Source organism: Pseudohongiella sp. O18 (genome assembly GCF_021729085.1).
Lineage (GTDB): Bacteria > Pseudomonadota > Gammaproteobacteria > Pseudomonadales > Pseudohongiellaceae > Pseudohongiella.
This window is the reverse complement of record NZ_JAJSAR010000001.1, coordinates 1,261,188-1,279,011: the sequence shown is the minus strand read 5'-3', so window position 1 is coordinate 1,279,011 and position 17,824 is coordinate 1,261,188. Positions and strand designations below refer to the sequence as shown.

The window sequence follows — 17,824 nt, the reverse complement described above, 5'->3', positions numbered from 1 at the left end:
GATCCAGAAGACGGGATGGCGGTGACAAAATGTCGGTGACCAAGGGCGCTGCTTTAACGATACGCAACGCCAGACTGGAAGATCTTGACGCACTCCACGCTCTCGAGAATGTCTGCTTTGACACTGACAGATTGAGCCGCCGTCGGTTGCGTCACTGGATCCTGGCGAGCAACCGCGAATTTATGGTTGCTGAAAACCAGCAACAAATTCTCGGCTATGGGCTGGTGCTGTTCCACGGCGCCACCCATCTCGCCCGCCTGTATTCGATAGCCATTTCACCCGATGCCCGCGGGCAGGGTGTAGGCCGCGCGCTTCTGCAGGCACTGGAAACCGCTGCCGCGAATCGCGATCGCTTTTTCATGAGGCTGGAGGTTGCCACAGATAACCCATCCGCCATACACCTCTACCAGTCTTCTGGCTATGTTGCCTTCGATACCCTGACCGATTATTACGAGGATCATGGCGATGCCCTGCGCATGCAGAAGATCATTCGTTATGCGCCCAAGCGTCGCCGCGGTAATGATGTGCCCTGGTATCAGCAGTCCACTGCATTCACCTGCGGCCCGGCAGCCCTTATGATGGCGATGGCCGCACTGGATAGAAAACGCGTACCCAATCAGGCCACAGAGCTCGATATATGGCGCGAGGCTACCACCATCTTCATGACATCAGGGCATGGCGGCTGTCATCCACTTGGACTGGCGCTGGCGGCTGCGAAACGCGGGTTCAAACCAACTGTTTTTGTTAATCAGAGTGGCCCGCTATTTCTGGAGGGGGTTCGTGACCCGGAAAAGAAAACCATCATGGCGCTGGTTCATGAGCAGTTTGAGCAACGCGTCGCCAAGAAAGAAATTCATGTAGAGCGACGTGACGTAAGTCAGGATGATATAGAACACGCCATCAAAAACGGATCAGTTGTGCTGGCATTGATCAGCAGCTACAGGCTGGATCGCAAGAAAGCGCCTCACTGGGTGACAATTACTGCTTTCGACGATGCCTGCTTTTACATACACGACCCTGACCCGTCATTTGAGGAACAGACAGGCCTGGACTGCGAAGACCTGCCAATTGCCAGGTCAGACTTTGCCCGCATGTCCCAGTTTGGCAAGGACAGATTGCGGGCGGCCCTTATTATTTCCAGAAAGAGTATATCCAGAAAGAAAACAGCGGCGCGTTAGCGGCCGCGGTTCTCCAGACGGCGGGCAAACTCCGCCATGATCTGCATATAAAGCTCATCGCCAATGAACTCATCCTCAACACCGTGTTCAAGACTGGGGTTGTCATTAACCTCGATCACATAGACCTTATTCCCCTGCTGCTTGATGTCGATGCCGTAGAGACCATCACCAATGATGCGAGCAGATTTCATGGCGGCATCCAGTACCGCCTTGGGGACCTCATAGGTTGGCAGAGTCTCCCAGCCACCACTGCCAACACGTCCCTCGCCATGCTTGTATATCTGCCAGTGCCCTTTTGCCATGAAATAGCGACAGGCAAAAAGTGGCCGATTGTTCAAAACACCAATTCGCCAGTCGTACTCTGTGTAGAGGTATTCCTGGGCGAGAATCAGCGCCGATTTCTTCAGTAGCTCTGACAGTTTTTGACGCAGCGATTCACGATCCTCTGCTTTCATGACACCAACGGAAAATGCGCTGTTAGGGATCTTCAGCACGATCGGGTATTCAAAAGCGGCCTCCAGCTCGTCCAGAGCGACGTCATTGCTCGAAGACACAATTCGCGTCTTGGGCGTTGGCACACCACTATAGGTAAAGGCATCCTGCAGAAACACTTTATTGCAGCAGCGCAGGATGGATGTGGGATCATCTATGACCACCAGGCCTTCTATCTCTGCCTTGCGCGCAAAGCGATAGGTATGGTGATCAATGGCGGTTGTTTCGCGCAGAAACAATGCGTCGAACTCATTCAGACGGGCGTAGTCCTGCGGGCCGATGATCTCTACTGCAAAGCCGATTTTTTCGGCAGCACGTGTCATGCGTTTGATGGCGCTTTTGTCGCTGGGCGGCAGTTGCTCCTCCGGATTGACCAGTATCGCCATGTCCCAGCGAGCCGATTTACTGCTGCGAGGTTTACGCCACAGACTTTTGGTGAAACGTTCCAGCGCATCTACAAACACCGGCATCTCGTCCGTTTCGAGTTCGGCGTAGGCAACAGCACGAATCGAGCGAACCTGCCACCCGTCACCGGCGTGCATCAACACTGCCTCAAGAATCGGACAGGGAAAGCGCTCGAACAGGCGGCGCGCCAGGATTTTTAACTGTGGATACTCAGTTCTGCCAAAGTAGACACGCAGGCGAAAGCCATCATCTGTCTGCACCAGTTCATCGGTGTCGATTTCCTCCAGCACTTCACTGGCCATGACCAGCGTCAACTGCTGGCTGCTGAGATCCGTCAGTGTGTTGATGGGAGGCATGACCTTATGCCCACGCGCTTCTGCAAGCAGCGAGCAGTAGTAGCCTTTACTGAGGTACTGATCGGTATTGCAAAGATTGATGATGCGGGTTTTCTTTTCGCCTTTGACGGGATGTTCCGTCAGATAGGTTTCAAAACTGATGACCGCCTGACCCTGCAGCTGGTGTTCCCAGCCTTCGATATCATCAACCACCAGATAGAGCTGTGACATGCTAACCTCGTCATTAACCGGGTTGACCGTGACGTCGCTGACGCCACAGTTCAAGAATATTGCTGGCATACATCAGCGCCAGTATCGATACCACTATGGTAATGACAAACCACTGAATAGCATAGCCAATATGTGTCCGGGTTGAGACGCTGGGAGCCTGCCAATGGCGGGCCAGCACACCTGGCTGATCTGCTTCCAGGCGCAATAGATACGGGTAGACCGGTTCACCCAGCAGACGCTCGGCCTGCGCTACATTCAGGCGTGACAGACTGACTGGCCAGCTCTGGTCTGTCACTGTCGCAGGCGGAATTTCCTCATCTGGCAGATAGACTTCGGCCACCACGCTCTGCAGTCCACTGACCTCAGGTACCTGCGGCTCACCACCGTCATCGGCGGGGGCCAGCCAGCCCCGACTGACCAGTGCCAGCGATCCATCGCTCAGTCGAAATGGCGTAACAACCTCAAACCCGGCCTGGCCACGATAAAACTGAAAAGTCACCAGAAACGAAATGCTGGTTTCATATTCACCCTGCACTACAACTCGGCTCTGATTGCCAAACAGCGCAGTCTGTTCGGCCTGCTCCAGAGGCAATGGATCCGCCAAAGCGCGCTGCTCCAGTGCCTGTGCCATCGCCCGTTTTTCTTCGGCGCGATCGAGTTGCCAGAACGCCAGACTGATAAACATGCCCAGACTGGATATAAAACACAGCAAAACCAGCCAGTTGATCGTGATGTGTAATTTCCCGAGCCGCAGGATCATGGTCAGGCCGCGCTCATTCAGGAATAGTGATATCAATCGGCTGCACGTCGCCGTATTGCTGCAATTGATCACCCAGCTCGGCCTGATTGCCCACAACCAGAATGCGCAGGCTGTCGGGGCGCAGATAACGCTGCGCCACCGACTGTACATCGGCCACTGTCACCTGCCGTACCTCTTCAACCAGTCGCTCAAAGGTATCGGGCGGCAAGCCGGCGTAGTCATTGCTCATTCTTTCGCGCAGCACAGAACTGATGCTGGGATATTGAAAGACCAGCGTGTTAAGGAACTGTTCCTTGGTCTGGTCCAGTTCTTCTTCGCTGATAGGTTCCTGTTGAATTCGTTCAATCTGCGCAATGATGGCGTTGATTGCCTCACTGGTGGTTTCACTCTGTGTCATCACTCCGGCGGAGAATGTGCCTGGGAAATATACGCCACTGCCGTAGCTGCCAAATACAGAATAGGCCAGACCCATCTCGCTGCGCACCACCTGCATGAGACGGCTGGAAAAGCCGCCGCTGAGCACGCGATTCATCACCTGCAGCGCGGCATAGTCGGGGTTGTCTCGCATGCCGCCGATGTGTCCCATCAGGATATAACTTTGATTGACATCGGGTTTGTCGACAAAATAAATCCCGGGTTCAAACTCGTAATCAACCTCGGGGAACTTCAGCTCGTTCTGCTCGCCGGCCGGTAAATCACCAAACGCCTGTTCCAGCAGCGTCTTCATTTCCTCCATATCAAAGTTACCAGTAACACCTACCATCAGGTTACTGCCAACAACGGCCTGTGCATGGAAGTCGATCATGTCTTCGCGAGTGATATTGTCAAGCGTGGCATACTCAACTCGGCGGGAATACCGACTGTCCTCGCCGTAGATGATGCGCTGGAATTCACGATTGGCAACACTGCCCTGTTCGTCATTGCGGCGGGCAATCAGACTGGCCTGCTGGGTTTTTGCCAGCTCAATACGAGGCTCGGGAAATGCCGGCTGACGCAACACGTCCATGAACACGGGCAACAGTCGTTCGAAGTCCTCGCTTAGCACATTCATGGTGGCACTGCCGGACGTAAAACCGAACTGCGTTTCAATAATCGCTGCACGATTTTCCAGCAATTCGTTCAATGCGTCACCTGGATATTCGTTGGTTCCCCCGCTGCGCATGACGGTGCCAACCAGGCTGTTCAGGCCAACTTTATCATCCGGAATGTTGACTCCACCGGCGCGGATAAGAACTGTCACATCGATCAGTGGCAGTTCGGCATCCTGAACCAGGTAGAAGCGCACACCATTGTCGATTTCAAATATCTCCAGCTCCGGCATGTCAAAACTGTTCAGCTCAGGGTAGTCGAACGACTCCCAGACATCCTGCTGGGCATGAACCCCGATGCTGAAAGTGACAGCCAGCACCGCGATCCAGATCTGCTGTTGAATACGCTGTTTCATTCAGCACCTCCTGCCATCGCATTGCGAACCATGCCAACCGTGCGGCTGGTTTCGACCAGATATTCATTGGCGACTCGCTGCAGATCTTCAAGTGTGACCTGCTCCAGCTCCTCGAGATAGGAGAAAGCATCCTGCCAGCTGCCGAGCTGAGCGTGAGCCTGGGCAAGATTGAGCGCCAGCCCCATATTCGAGTTAAGACCCCGCACGACCGAAGCGCGTGAATTGGTGACCGCCCGATCCAGTTCTTCCTGGCGGATATCACCCTGCTTGGCCTTTTCGATTTCTTCGTTAAGCACACGCTCGATGTCTTCCAGCGGCACACCCATATTGGGCACAGCGAAGGTTACAAACAAAGCAGGGAAACGCACGCCCGGGAAACCGGTGAGAGCCTGAACACCCAGCGCCAGACGTTCGTCCTGCACCATACGTCGATAAAGGCGTGATGTGCGCCCAGACGACAGAATCTGGCTTAACAGTTCAAGCGCTGCTGCATCCGGGTGATCGGCGGCAACCGTTTTGTAACCCGCGATGAACAGGGGCTGACTGGTATCTTCGATGACAAAGCGTCGTTCGCCGCGCTGCTCGGGCTCAATAGTCTTGACGCTGGGCGGGTGTGGTGCGGCCGGCATGGGACCAAAGTACTGCTCCGCCAGCTCGCGCATGCGAGCCGGATCGACATCACCGGCAATCGCGATGGTCATGTTGGAAGGAACATAATAGGTCTCATAAAAGCGCTGTGTGTCGGCGATGGTTGTGGCAATGATGTCGGACTCCCAACCCACCACCGGATTGCGATAGGGGTGGGCCGAGTACGCCACGCTCAGGAATTCTTCCAGCAACCTGCCCTGTGGACTGGAGTCGGTGCGCATGCGCCGCTCTTCCATGATCACATCTTTTTCCACGTAGAATTCGCGGAACACGGGAAATCGAAAACGTTGTGACTCAAGGTAGAACCACAGTTCAGCCTTGTTCTGAGGCAGCGAATAGAAGTAGCCCGTGGCATCAGCACTGGTGAAAGCGTTCAGCCCCACGCCGCCCTCTCGCTCGATAATCTGAGAGAACTCTTCACTTTGAATATACTGACCAGCCTGCTCCTGCCAGTGCTCAAATTCCTGCCACAGAGCCTGTCGCTCCTCTTCGCTGGCATTGTCCCGATACCCTGCCTCCATCCACGCCGTATAGGCGGCATCCATTTTATCCAGTGCCAGCTGCTCGGCTTCGTAGTCACTGGTGCCGATGGTGCGTGTGCCCTTAAAGGCCATGTGCTCAAAAATATGGGCAACACCAGTGTTGTTGACAGGCTCATCTGCACCGCCGACATTAACAAAGGTGACAAACGTGGCAATCGGTGCAACCGGCCGTTCAATAATAATAAAATGCAGGCCGTTATTCAGTGTGAACTCGCTTACCCTTTCTGCCAGCGCTTCAATATCCTGAGCACTGGCGCTGATCGCAGTCAGCATGGACAGCGCCAGAATGCCGGCTGTCAGTCGATGTCGCCATTGGCTGATTGAGTCAGTCATACCTTTCCCTCGTTTCGCCATGTTCTTTTCAATTGCATGTTACTGAACTAACGTCCGCTGCCCATCAGCACGATACCGGCAAGAATGCAGATCGCACCGAATACCTGTGTCACACTGATGGGCTCGCTGAAAATAAAACGGCCGGCCAGCAACACAAACAGTACCGATAAACCAGTGTATACAGGATAGAGTATAGACACCGGGCTGCTGCGCAGCACGACGATGTAGTAAAAAAATATAAAGCCATACAGAGACAGCGCCAGAAAAACGCCTTTCCACTGCGTCTGCAACAGCTGAATATAGTTATCGTGCTGCTGCACGGACACCCATTTGAGCACGGCGTGCGAGGTGGCTAGCAAGGTTGCGAGCAGCAGTGCATGAGTCAGCACAGAAAGATATTTGCCTGCCATCATGGTGTTTCTTTCTCCTGCTGGGGGCTTTTGCCAGTCGACTGTCTGCGCTCGGGCAATAGACTCTTTTGCTGATCCACCAGATAGTTTGGTCGCCGTTTGACCTCATCATAAATTCTGCCAATGTAAATTCCGATCAGGCCGACGCTGAACATCAACACGCTGCCGATCAACAGTATCAGCAGAATGACGGTGGTAAAACCATCAACAGCCCGGCCAGCGAGCTTGTCTGCCAGCGCCATGCCACCAATTACCAGGCTCAGCAGGAAGGTCATGCCGCCCAGCAGCGTGACAATCTGCAGCGGGAAGGCCGTGAAGGACGTGATGGACGCAATGGCGTAGCGGAACAGGGCTCCATTGCCCCAGGCAGAGCGTTTGCGTGTGGATTCCGGCACATCAAAACTCAATTGCACCGATGGAAAATTCATCCACTTGATGAGCCCGCGGAAGAAGCGTCCATGCTCGGGCAACGAGCAGTAGGCCTGTACGACCGACTGGTCCAGCAATTTAAAATCGGTGTCGCCAGAGATACTCAGTCGTGTCAGATAATTAAAAAGCGCATAGTACAGCTTGACCAGAGTTCCGCGCATGCGGGTTTCATTACCGCGTGATTCCTTTACAGCTTCGACGACCGATGCTCCCTGCTGCCAGTGCGCAATCATGTCCGGGATCATTTTTGGCGGATGCTGCAGATCGCTGTCCATGACAATCGCCGCGTCATAATCCCGGGCCGCTCTCAGGCCAGCGGTAATCGCCGACTCCTTGCCAAAGTGTCGACTGAGACTCAGCAGTTTAACTTGTGGCTCGCTCTCCGCCAGATTACGGACCAGTGCCGCCGTATCGTCCGTAGAGCCATCGTCAACCACCATCAAGTCGAAACTGACATCTGCCACAGATGCCAGGTGGCCCTGAATGGTTTTCAGATTGGCAACAATATTGGCAGCCTCATTCAGCGCCGGAATGATGATCACGACCTGCTTCATGTTTTTACTCCCTGGACCAGGCTGTTTCAGGCCCGTCGCGAACTACCCGCTGCTGCGCGGAGTAGGTCATCCATCCTTCTGGCGATGTGTATCGGATATAAAATGGCGCTCCATCTGTCAACGTCGCGCGCAATTGACCAGCTGCCGGCGCCGGAATCACGCCAATGACGTCAGATACCAGATGGTACTGCCCATCACTGTAGGGCCCGAACTGCCAGGTGAAATACCCCCCCTGGTAGCCGTAACGCAGGTTCAGCGGCGCCTGCGGCCGCAGACTGTCCTCGTAGGCTGCCAGCCGACCCGGGACCTGTTCGGAAATGTCCACCATGCACTGACAATCCTGCTGCCAGCCGTAGAGCTGATCCACTCCAGACTGCTGCAGATAGATATCGTCGACGACAGTGACTGGTGACGAGCCCAGTCCCAGGCCCTGTTTGAAGTCTCTTAGCCCGGTGACGAACCAGAACGCAGGCACCACGTTCCCTGATGGAATCATGGCCACTGAATCATCCTGCTGCCAGAGAAATTGTCCCTGCACGTCGAATTCTTTGCCAACCGCTACCAGGGCACTGCGGACGCTGAATCCCTGCACGGCCGCCGCCAGCGCCAGCAGACCAGTCAGCGCCACCGTGCCTGTGCCCGCCCAGCCCATCGACTCTGTAGTCGCCTGCCAGACCTGGCTGAGCATGTAGGCTATGGCAAAGCTCGTAGCCGCCCACACCACCAGCAGATAGCGGTCCGCCAGCACAATACCTGGTGACTGCACCAATGGCGCCAGAGGCAGCAACACCATGGCTGCCACGATCAGCATTCGCCAGGGCACATGGCGCTTAGTGTAGAGGTATGTCACAAGCACCAGCACAGCGGCCAGCGTTAACACAGGCCACCATCCACCACCCAGCAGGCGCGGGAATCCGGCAAACGTAATCACAACCTGCTGAATAAACGCGCCTGAAAAAAAGCTTGCGGTTGAGGCATAACCACCCGTCACGCTTTCCAGCATCCAGCTGCGCCAGATTGCATAGAGCAAGGTGAGCAGAAAAAACGGAGCGGCTGCGCGCAGACGCTTTGCAAACGTCCCATCAGGAATGCAGAGCAGGATCAGCGGTAATGGCACGTAGACTTCTTTTGCCATGCAGGCCAGGGCGTAGCTGACCAGGGCAAGCACCAGCCACAGCACTGCACCACCACGAACAAAGCGAACGAAACCATAAAGCGCCACCAGCGCCAGCACCAGGCCCTCTGCGTAGTGGCGCGTCATCAACTGCTGCGCAACCAGCAAGGTTGGCGTGCCAATCAAAAACAGTACACCGCCCAGCACCGCGAATCCGCCCCGACACCATAACTTGAGACACAGGAACATCATCCAGGCGGCGGCCGCCAGTGCCAGCAGCTGATGCAGATAAAACATCGAGGGGGTCAGGCCAAACAGAATGAGGTCGACTTCGAAGCTGAGAATGAGCAGCGGAGTCAGGTTGGCGGGAGAAAACTGCTGCCATACCTCGGGGTTCGTGAAATCCTGCAGCCAGTTGAACTGGTGCGCATGCAGCAGAATCTGGCTGTCATCCCAGCGCCAGCTGCCATCAAGCACGCCGAAATTGATGAGCAGCGCCAGCAGCACAAATCCGATGGCAGCCAGCAGGTATTGCATTGTTCTGGGCATCCGCACCATTATCCTGTTATGTTATTGCCGAATCTTCGCATGCTGCCCGCACTGGCAGCAAGCCAAAGTAAGCACACGCCAGTTGTAAGATGCCGGATTTGTGGTACCTTATGCCGCCTTTCCGGGCCCACCCAGCCCAAAGGCCATGGTTTTGTGTCATGGCACGCCTCATTGGGTATTGGCATCGGCTCTGATATTCTAGATATACAAACGCCCACTTAACTCTTGCACCAGTCACAAAGGTTCTCCGTCATGAAAATTGGCGTTCTGTCGCGCAATTCCAAGCTCTACTCAACACGACGTCTGGTCGAAGCAGCCAGGGAACGCGGCCATGATGCACGCGTCGTTGACGTTTTGAAGTGCTACATGAACATTACTGCCAATAATCCGACTGTGTTCTACAAGGGCAGTGGTGCGCCAGAAGCACTGGAGTTTGACGCCGTGATACCGCGCATTGGCGCCAGTGTCACGCTGTATGGCGCGGCCGTACTGCGACAGTTCGAGGTGAGTGGCACCTATTCAGTCAATGAATCCATTGCAATTACCCGCTCTCGAGACAAGCTGCGCGCCCATCAATTGCTCGCGCGCCGAGGCATTGGCCAGCCCATTACCAGCTATGCACACTCTGCTGACGCCACGGCGGATCTTATTCAGTCGGTTGGCGGCGCGCCGCTGTTGGTCAAGGTCTTAAAGAGTACCCAGGGTAATGGTGTAGTGCTGGCCGAAACCAAAAAGGCCGCGGAGAGCCTGATCAATGCCTTCCGTGGCCTGGAAGCTGATTTTCTGGTGCAGGAGTTCATCAGGGAAGCTGCCGGCTCGGACATCCGCTGTTTTGTCGTCGGCGACAAGGTTGTAGCAGCGATGCAGCGTACCGCAGCAGCTGGCGAGTATCGCTCCAACCTGCACCGGGGTGGTTCTGCCGAGGTCGTCAAGCTACGGCCCGACGAGCGCAAACTGGCCACCAAGGCGGCGCAGGTGATGGGTCTGGATGTTGCCGGCGTCGATATCATTCGCTCCAATCATGGCCCGCTGGTGCTGGAGGTGAACTCCTCGCCAGGTCTGGAAGGCATTGAGAGAGCGACTGGCATGAATATCGCGGGTGCGATTATTGAGTATATCGAGAAAGATTCGCTGAAAGGCCCGAACAAAATGAAAGGCAAGGGATAGAAACAAAAAAGCCATCAGGACCGAAGTTCTGATGGCTTTTTTTTGGGGCGCCGCGGGTGAATTGCGGCGCCGGTCAAAACTTACTTACTCGGCGTCTACCGGAGCGTGTATCGGGATGTTGATCAGCTCAGGTGCCAGTGTGCCATTAGCAACATTCATGGCGCGCGTCACAGCGGTGCGGTATTCACCCGGAGCCAGCTCGACCCACTGATCCTGATTGTTGTCCCAGACTGCTGTGACCGTGCGGTCTGCTGTCTGATACGCCAGCATGATGCGGCCAACACGGGTAATCGTCACCTCAGTCTCAACACCGTCGATTTCCATGGTGGTTTCGTAGGTGTCCAGCGTTCTGCCGTAACCGCCCTCTGCCTGATACAGGGAAATAAGCAGGCTCAGCTTTTGCGCCAAAGGTGCTTCGGGATTATCAACCAGACTGCGAATACGTGCCACCTGCTCGCGACGCTCATCCAGCTCGAAGGGCAGATCTGCCTCAACAAACTGCTCGATGCTGCTCATCATGCGTTCGATCAGGTCATTCAGCGGTGAGCTTTCTTCGTTCGCCAGCAGGGCTGCATGTTCAATAGACTCTGCCATTTCGCCGATCAGCTGCTCCTGACGGGCAATACGCTGACGCAGCTGCTCATTCATCTCGACCAGAGCTACCAACTGGGCATTCGCCTGGTTGAACTGTTCCTGGACGGTTTGCGCGCTAACTGGCGTGCTCAGGGCAGCCAGAGTGATCGCGGCTGCAGCGACAGGTCCCAAAACGGTGGACCTGGAAAAGTAATGCAGGGACTTCATAATTATTCTTCCTCGTTGGGGACCCACATAGTAAATCAGATGGCCTGACGAAAACAACCCGCCGACCATGCCGATTTTTACGTTAAATGCTATTGACTGTACAGATGGCAGGCAACCAGACGATCCTCGTCCACCAGGGGCAACAAAGCAGGTGTCTGCTCCCGGCAGACCTGCATCACTTTGGGGCAACGGCCGGCAAATCGGCACCCTGCCGGCACATTCACAGGGCTTGGTATCTCGCCCTGAATCGTCGTCGAGGCGCGTTCGCGCTCTGTCACTGGATCAGGCTCGGGATTGGAGGCAATCAGCACTTCAGTATAGGGGTGGCGCGGCTGGAAGTAGACATCCTTGGCATTGCCGAGCTCGACCAGAGCACCCAGGTACATGACGGCCATACGGTCACTGATGTAGCGAACCATGGACAGGTCATGGGCAATAAACAGCATGGTCAGCCCCATCGAAGTCTTTAGATCGTTCAGCAGATTGACCACCTGAGCCTGCACAGACACATCCAGGGCAGATATCGGCTCGTCACAGACAACAAATTCTGGCGACATGATCAGCGCGCGGGCTATGCCTATACGTTGCCGCTGGCCACCGGAAAACTCATGTGGGTAGCGCGAAGCGTGAGCCGCGTTAAGGCCGACTTTTTCCAGCCACTCGCCCACTGTCTTCTGCTTCTGCGCTTTGCTCAGTGGTTTGCCGCGCAGGCCTTCACTGATGATTTCGCCTACTGTCATCCGTGGATTCAGCGACGAGTACGGATCCTGGAATATCATCTGCATGCGACTGGCCATGCGCTGAAAGTCAGCAGCCCTGTAGTGTTTGGGCAGCTCCTCACCATCGTAGATTACACTTCCAGATGTCTTGTCGTGCAGGCCCATCAGCGTCTTGCCAAGTGAGGACTTGCCAGAACCGCTCTCTCCTACCAGCCCCAGCGTCTCACCGCGCTGAATTTCCAGCGAGATACCATCAACAGCATGCACGCGCTGCCCGCGCCCCAGATCAAAGTGTTTGGTGAGCTGGTCAAGTTTGACTAAAGCGCTCATGCGGTTACCTCATCTGTGCGGCGATACAGGCCAGAGACAGGCCTGGACTGCTGCGGATGCTGCAGCCAGCAACGCGACCGATGATCGCTGGCGATGGTGAATGCCGGCGGATCCTCACGTTGGCAAACCTGCATGGCAAACGGGCAGCGAGCACAGTAAGCGCAACCCTTGGGCGGCGAAAACAGATCGGGCGGGCTGCCGGGTATCGGTTGCAGGGTATGCGTCTCGTCGGATTCCTTACTCGGCATCGCAAGCTTCAGCCCCAATGTGTAGGGATGAGAGGACTTGGCGAACAGGTCATCCACGTTGGCATACTCCACCACCTGCCCGGCGTACATAACGGCTACTTTGTCAGCCATGCGTGCCACAACGGCAAGGTCGTGCGTGATCAGAATAATGGCCATGCCGGTCTCGCGCTGAATGTCCTTCAGCAGATCGAGAATCTGCGCCTGAATGGTCACATCCAGCGCCGTTGTTGGTTCATCGGCAATCAGCACAGATGGCTTGCAGGCGACGGCCATCGCAATCATGGCGCGCTGCAGCATGCCACCCGAGAATTCAAACGGATACTGCCTGGCGCGCTTGGCGGCTTCGGGTATGCGAACCAGCTCCAGCAACTCAATGGCGCGGGCAAATGCCTCACTACGGCTGTATCCGCGATGCACTTCCAGTGTCTCGGCAATCTGGTCGCCGATGCGCATGGTTGGATTCAGCGAGGACATCGGGTCCTGAAAAATCATGCCGATTTCATCGCCGCAAATCGCCTTGCCGTTCAAATGCGAACGACCCAGAAACGGTTCACCCCGCAAGTGCGCGGTGCCGGCGGTGATTTTGCCCGGTGGCATCGGAATCAGCCCCATCACAGCCTGCATGGTCACGGACTTGCCGCAGCCAGACTCGCCAACAATCGCCAGAGTCTCGCCGGCATTCACACTGAAACTGATCCCGCGCACAGCCTGCACAATGCCGCCGTAAGTGGCAAACTGAACATGCAGATTGTCAACGCTCAACAACGCGCTCATTCGGAACTCCTCATTCTCGCATCCAGGGCATCGCGCAGGCCGTCGCCCAGCAGATTGAAGGCGAGCACGGTAATACTGATCATGGCAGCCGGGAAGATAAGTTCATGAGGATGCGTCAGCATGGTCTTCAGACCTTCGTTGCACATACTGCCCCAGGACGCCGTGGGTGGCGCGACACCCATGCCAATAAAGGACAGGAATGCCTCTGTAAAGATGGCAGTTGGCACCGCAAACGTCAGGGTAACCAGAATGACACCCAACGTATTGGGGATCATATGCCGGGTAATCAGATACTTGTTGGATGCGCCCAGTAGCTTCGCGGCACTGACATAGGCTTCCTCTCGAATCTGCAGAATCTGCCCGCGCACCAGGCGTGCAGTGGCCGGCCAGGACAATATGACCAGCGCCACGAGCATCGGTATGATGCCGCTTTCGCCTGGTCCAATCCCAAATACGACCTGGAACAGAATCATGAACAGCAGGAAGGGCAATGCCACCACAAAGTCAGCGAAACGCATGAACAGCTGATCCAGACGACCGCCGATGAATCCGGCAGTAGCGCCATAGACCACACCGAAACTGACGAACAGCAGAGGCGCCAGCAGACCAATAAACAGGGATACCTGAGCGCCTGCCATAAGGCGGGCCAGCATGTCGCGACCGAGGTAGTCCGTACCCAGCGGGTGCCAGGCCAGCATGACCTCATCACCCGGCATTAATGCTGAAGGATCGTCAACCAGATTGCGGGCGATTACCTCATCGACAGTAATGACGCGCCTGACCTCGGCTGTCACCATCTGATAGTCACCCATGGGCTGCCCGTTGTCATTGAGCTCTACCAGCGAGTAATAATAGACGTCGGGTTGCAGGTCGAGACGATCTTCGTAATAAGCCTGTGACGGGTTCTCGATTTCCATCAATGGCAACCCTAGCGAATCCATGCCTTCCGGTTCGTAGATATTGCGATAAACGAGGTAACCGCCCGCAGTTAGCGACGCATCCCATTTCAGACGGACACTCTGGGTGTTAGGACTGTCAGCTACGCGCAGACCGCTCTGCCCCTGCGACTGCTGCCACTCAGTTACCCCATCCCAGGCGGAGAATGGCTCAACGACCAGTGCACGGCGATCTGCGCCAGGCGCCAGACTAATCTGGTCAATATCCTGCAGCGCTGGATCTACCCGCCACACCAGCGGCCCCACAAAAGTGAACAGAATAAGGCCTATAACCAGATACAGTGACACCAGCGCACGCTTGTTGGATTTCAGTCGTTGCCAGGCATCCTGCCAGTAGGAACGTGAAGGTCGCACCAGCACAGGCGCAGACGACTGGGTGCCGAGCACCTCAAAATCGGTGGGACGCAGGGTGGGCACAACGGCTGCCGATGGGTGTTTTGAATGTTGATCCATACCGTGACCTGATCCCCTTACTGCAGTCTGACGCGCGGATCAATCCAGCTGTAGACCAGATCCACCATGATGACCATGAACACCAGGAAAGCACCATAGAACACGGTGGTTCCCATGATGACGGTGTAGTCGAGTTGTTGCACCGCCTGAACGAAGTAGCGTCCCAGGCCCGGAATGGCAAATACCAGCTCTACCACAAATCCACCGGTAGTGATGGCCGCGATGGCGGGTCCCAGCACTGTAATGACGGGCATCACTGCATTGCGGAGCTGATGGCGCGCAAAAATGCGGGTGGGCGAAAGACCCTTGGCCTTCGCCGTACGGATATAGTCAGCACTCATTACCTCAAGCATTGAGGAGCGCATCAGGCGTGTCATATAGGCCATGGTACCGAGACCAAGTACCAGCGCCGGCAACAGCATATGGCCCACCGTACCCCAGCCAGCCACCGGCAGAATCGAAAATCCCAGAACGTTGTTCACGTTAACCAGCGACAACTGACCCAGCGCGGCAAATACGAAGCTGGGCACCGATATACCCAGGATGACCAGAAACATGATGATGTAGTCGGGCAGGCGATTGCGATACAGCGCTGTCAGGGCACCAAACAGGATGCCACCGGCTGCGGCAAACAGCACAGCCAGCAGACCAAGAGTCGCTGAAACAGGGAAATGCTCGCGGATGATGTCATTTACTTCACGATTCTGCTGCGTGTAGGAAATGCCGAAGTCGCCACGCAGCATGTTCCCCATAAAAATGAAGTACTGCTCAGTGACCGGTCGATCCAGGCCGTAGCGCGCCTCCAGGTTGGCGCGAATGACTTCATTGGTGGCGCGCTCGCCAGACAATGGGTCGCCAGGAACGCTGTGCATGCCAAAAAACGTGGCGGTGGCAATAAACCAGACAGTGATTACACCCTGTAACAGGCGCTTAAGGGTATACAGCCACATTTATTGTTCTTCTCCTGCGTCGGCATCAATCCAGGCATTGGTGAAGTCAGTTTCTGCACCAAACACGTGACGAACGATGCCCTTGACCCGGGGATCTGTCACGTACACATAGCCACGCTCGTAGTCTGGCATGATCACTGCCTGATCGCGGATGATGCGATGGATTTCACCAAAAGCATCTGTGCGCTCCTGCGGATCAAGCGAACTCTGTGCAATTCGCACCTGCGCATCCAGCTCGGGGTTGCTGTAGCGACCCCGGTTATTAAGATTCCAGGACGCGAACAGATCAGCAAAGGTCAACGGGTCGTTGTAGTCAGGACCCCAGCCAGCGCCGACCAGATCAAAATCACCGGCTGTCATTTTTTCCAGCCGCTGACGAAACACCTGCCTGTCGATCAGCAGCTCGATACCAAGGTAGCGTCGGAACACTTCCTGATAGTACTCCGACTGAATGCGGGCGACCGGTGTATCACTGGAAAGGAAAACCAGTGGTGGCAGCTCTTCCAGACCCAGCTCATCCAGGGCCATCTGCAGGTGTTCGCGGGCCTTTTCAACATCACGCTGCAGCGGTGGCAGCGGGTATTCCTCTCGCAATGAACCATCCATACCCTGAACCCAGCGTGGGAACAGCGTCTCGGCAGGCACATATCCGGGCAATTTGATAACACGATTCACCAGTTCGCTGGGGTCATGGACCAGCAGCATGGCTTTGCGCAGATTAAGGTTACGCGTCAGCCGGTCAGGACGATGATTGAATTCGGCATAGAAGGTAGTGCCTTCCATGAACTGGCTCAGCGGCCAGCGCTGGAACATGGCCTCCTCAAGCATTTCGGAGGTCAGATCGGCAATCACGATCTGGCCGTCCTTGAACAGATTCTGCAGGGTATTGGAGTCGCTGGTCATGTGGGCGTAATCAATACCATCCAGCTTGATCCGGTCCGCGTCCCAGTAATAGGGGTTCTTGCGCAACTGCATGCTCGCGCCATGCACCCAGCTGGTCATAATGAAGGGCCCGTTGTAGATCATCTGGTCTGCGTCAGCGCCGTAACGGCCATTCGTCTGTTCGAAGAATTCCTGATTGACCGGCATGAAGGTCATATAGGCCACCATGCGGTCGAAGTAGGCAATCGGGGTTTCCAGCGTGACCACCAGCGTATGATCATCCACCGCCTCGACACCGACTTCATCAGTGGAGACTTCGCCATTATTGGCGGCTTCGGCATTCAGGATGGGATACAGCAGAAAGGCATACTGGGACCCTGTAGCAGGTGCCAGCACGTTCTTCCATGCAAATTCGAAGTCATGGGCGGTGACCGGCTCGCCGTTACTCCAGCGGGCATCGTCACGCAGCCAGAATGTAACGGTTCTGCCGTCCTGCTCCCAGCGCTCGGCAACACCCGGCGCCAGCTCGCTGTTCTCGTCGTAGCGCAGCAGACCTTCCATAACATGCGCCATGACCATGCTGCTGATGGCATCACTGGAGCGCATGCTGTTCATCTGAGGAGGTTCTTCGCGCAGATAGGAGGTGATGATGTTGTTTTCCACATCAACGGCTTCGCGCGACATGCCGGCCGCGCTGCTGGTCAGGCTGGCCAGATAATTCAAGCCAAACATGGCCACCACCAGCGCGAGTACTACAACAGCCGCATAGATCGCCAGCTGCCTGGCTGCGGCGCGGGTCATGCGGTCACCGGGTGCCGGCACTGTAGATGATGGGTCTGTCGTTGGCAGGGATTCGGACTGCTTCATATCGAATTCAATCAGGTCAAGGCAAGCCCCAAGCATAACCCAGCGCGTTTGCGCGCGTCGATAGTCTGTGACATAAAATTGAATGAATTCATATTAACGGCAAATAGCCCGGGGAATTACCCAAAGTTACCCGCTTTTTTCCACAGTCCGCGCCACAAACCACTGGAATATCGCTCAATTGAGAGTAGAATTACCATCACCGCATAGTCCCTTATGAACTCTCGTTGCAAGCCATGCTGCATCAGGCGTTGCA

At 55.6% G+C, this 17,824-nt stretch carries 15 protein-coding genes; 2 read left to right on the top strand and 13 right to left on the bottom strand.

The annotated features are described in order from the left end of the window. Window positions 1–29: 29 nt before the first annotated feature. Window positions 30–1,178, top strand: coding sequence for a GNAT family N-acetyltransferase/peptidase C39 family protein (locus tag LVD14_RS05675; protein WP_237133064.1), 1,149 nt, complete (start codon window positions 30–32; stop codon window positions 1,176–1,178). Here LVD14_RS05675 and LVD14_RS05670 read toward each other — a convergent pair. The 7 genes from LVD14_RS05670 to LVD14_RS05640 are packed head-to-tail and all read right to left on the bottom strand — an operon-like array spanning window position 1,175 to window position 9,424. Further along, the gene (locus LVD14_RS05670; RefSeq protein ID WP_317622678.1) at window positions 1,175–2,710 is read right to left on the bottom strand and encodes a RimK family protein; all 1,536 of its coding nucleotides are present in this window, start codon (window positions 2,708–2,710) and stop codon (window positions 1,175–1,177) included. The two genes, LVD14_RS05675 and LVD14_RS05670, sit on opposite strands and share 4 nt — an antisense overlap. Beyond that, window positions 2,655–3,437, bottom strand: a complete 783-nt coding sequence (locus LVD14_RS05665) for an SURF1 family protein (protein ID WP_237133063.1) — start codon at window positions 3,435–3,437, stop codon at window positions 2,655–2,657. The genes LVD14_RS05670 and LVD14_RS05665 overlap by 56 nt, the downstream gene beginning before the upstream one ends. After that, a complete protein-coding gene (locus LVD14_RS05660; protein WP_237133062.1) occupies window positions 3,415–4,845 on the bottom strand; it encodes a M16 family metallopeptidase in 1,431 nt (476 codons plus the stop codon). The genes LVD14_RS05665 and LVD14_RS05660 overlap by 23 nt, the downstream gene beginning before the upstream one ends. Then, complete coding sequence (locus tag LVD14_RS05655) at window positions 4,842–6,368, bottom strand: M16 family metallopeptidase (protein ID WP_237133061.1); 1,527 nt, start codon at window positions 6,366–6,368, stop codon at window positions 4,842–4,844. The genes LVD14_RS05660 and LVD14_RS05655 overlap by 4 nt, the downstream gene beginning before the upstream one ends. Before the next feature lie 47 nt (window positions 6,369–6,415). Then, a complete protein-coding gene (locus LVD14_RS05650; protein WP_237133060.1) occupies window positions 6,416–6,781 on the bottom strand; it encodes a DMT family transporter in 366 nt (121 codons plus the stop codon). Further along, window positions 6,778–7,761: a glycosyltransferase family 2 protein gene (locus LVD14_RS05645; protein ID WP_237133059.1), complete on the bottom strand. Its 984-nt coding sequence runs from the start codon at window positions 7,759–7,761 to the stop codon at window positions 6,778–6,780. The genes LVD14_RS05650 and LVD14_RS05645 overlap by 4 nt, the downstream gene beginning before the upstream one ends. Before the next feature lie 4 nt (window positions 7,762–7,765). After that, window positions 7,766–9,424, bottom strand: coding sequence for a hypothetical protein (locus tag LVD14_RS05640; protein WP_237133058.1), 1,659 nt, complete (start codon window positions 9,422–9,424; stop codon window positions 7,766–7,768). A 252-nt stretch (window positions 9,425–9,676) separates the two neighbouring features. On the opposite strand from LVD14_RS05640, the gene rimK reads away from it, so the two are divergent. Beyond that, on the top strand, window positions 9,677–10,591 hold the full coding sequence (gene rimK / locus LVD14_RS05635) for a 30S ribosomal protein S6--L-glutamate ligase (protein WP_237133057.1): 915 nt from the start codon (window positions 9,677–9,679) through the stop codon (window positions 10,589–10,591). A gap of 84 nt (window positions 10,592–10,675) precedes the next feature. Here rimK and LVD14_RS05630 read toward each other — a convergent pair whose 3' ends face one another. The 6 genes from LVD14_RS05630 to LVD14_RS05605 form a co-directional block, all read right to left on the bottom strand. Further along, entirely contained in the window at window positions 10,676–11,392 is a 717-nt protein-coding gene (locus tag LVD14_RS05630) for a DUF3450 domain-containing protein (RefSeq protein WP_237133056.1), read from the bottom strand. A gap of 89 nt (window positions 11,393–11,481) precedes the next feature. After that, window positions 11,482–12,441, bottom strand: coding sequence for an ABC transporter ATP-binding protein (locus tag LVD14_RS05625; protein ID WP_237133055.1), 960 nt, complete (start codon window positions 12,439–12,441; stop codon window positions 11,482–11,484). Further along, window positions 12,438–13,463 (bottom strand): ABC transporter ATP-binding protein, encoded by a 1,026-nt coding sequence (locus LVD14_RS05620; protein ID WP_237133054.1) that lies wholly within the window; start codon window positions 13,461–13,463, stop codon window positions 12,438–12,440. Before LVD14_RS05620 ends, LVD14_RS05625 begins: the two co-directional genes overlap by 4 nt. Further along, window positions 13,460–14,872: an ABC transporter permease gene (locus LVD14_RS05615; RefSeq protein ID WP_237133053.1), complete on the bottom strand. Its 1,413-nt coding sequence runs from the start codon at window positions 14,870–14,872 to the stop codon at window positions 13,460–13,462. The genes LVD14_RS05620 and LVD14_RS05615 overlap by 4 nt, the downstream gene beginning before the upstream one ends. A 17-nt stretch (window positions 14,873–14,889) precedes the next feature. Next, complete coding sequence (locus LVD14_RS05610) at window positions 14,890–15,822, bottom strand: ABC transporter permease (RefSeq protein ID WP_237133052.1); 933 nt, start codon at window positions 15,820–15,822, stop codon at window positions 14,890–14,892. After that, window positions 15,823–17,571 carry a peptide ABC transporter substrate-binding protein gene (locus LVD14_RS05605; RefSeq protein WP_237133051.1) on the bottom strand — a complete coding sequence of 583 codons (1,749 nt, stop codon included), beginning with the start codon at window positions 17,569–17,571 and terminating at the stop codon, window positions 15,823–15,825. Window positions 17,572–17,824: the final 253 nt, after the last annotated feature.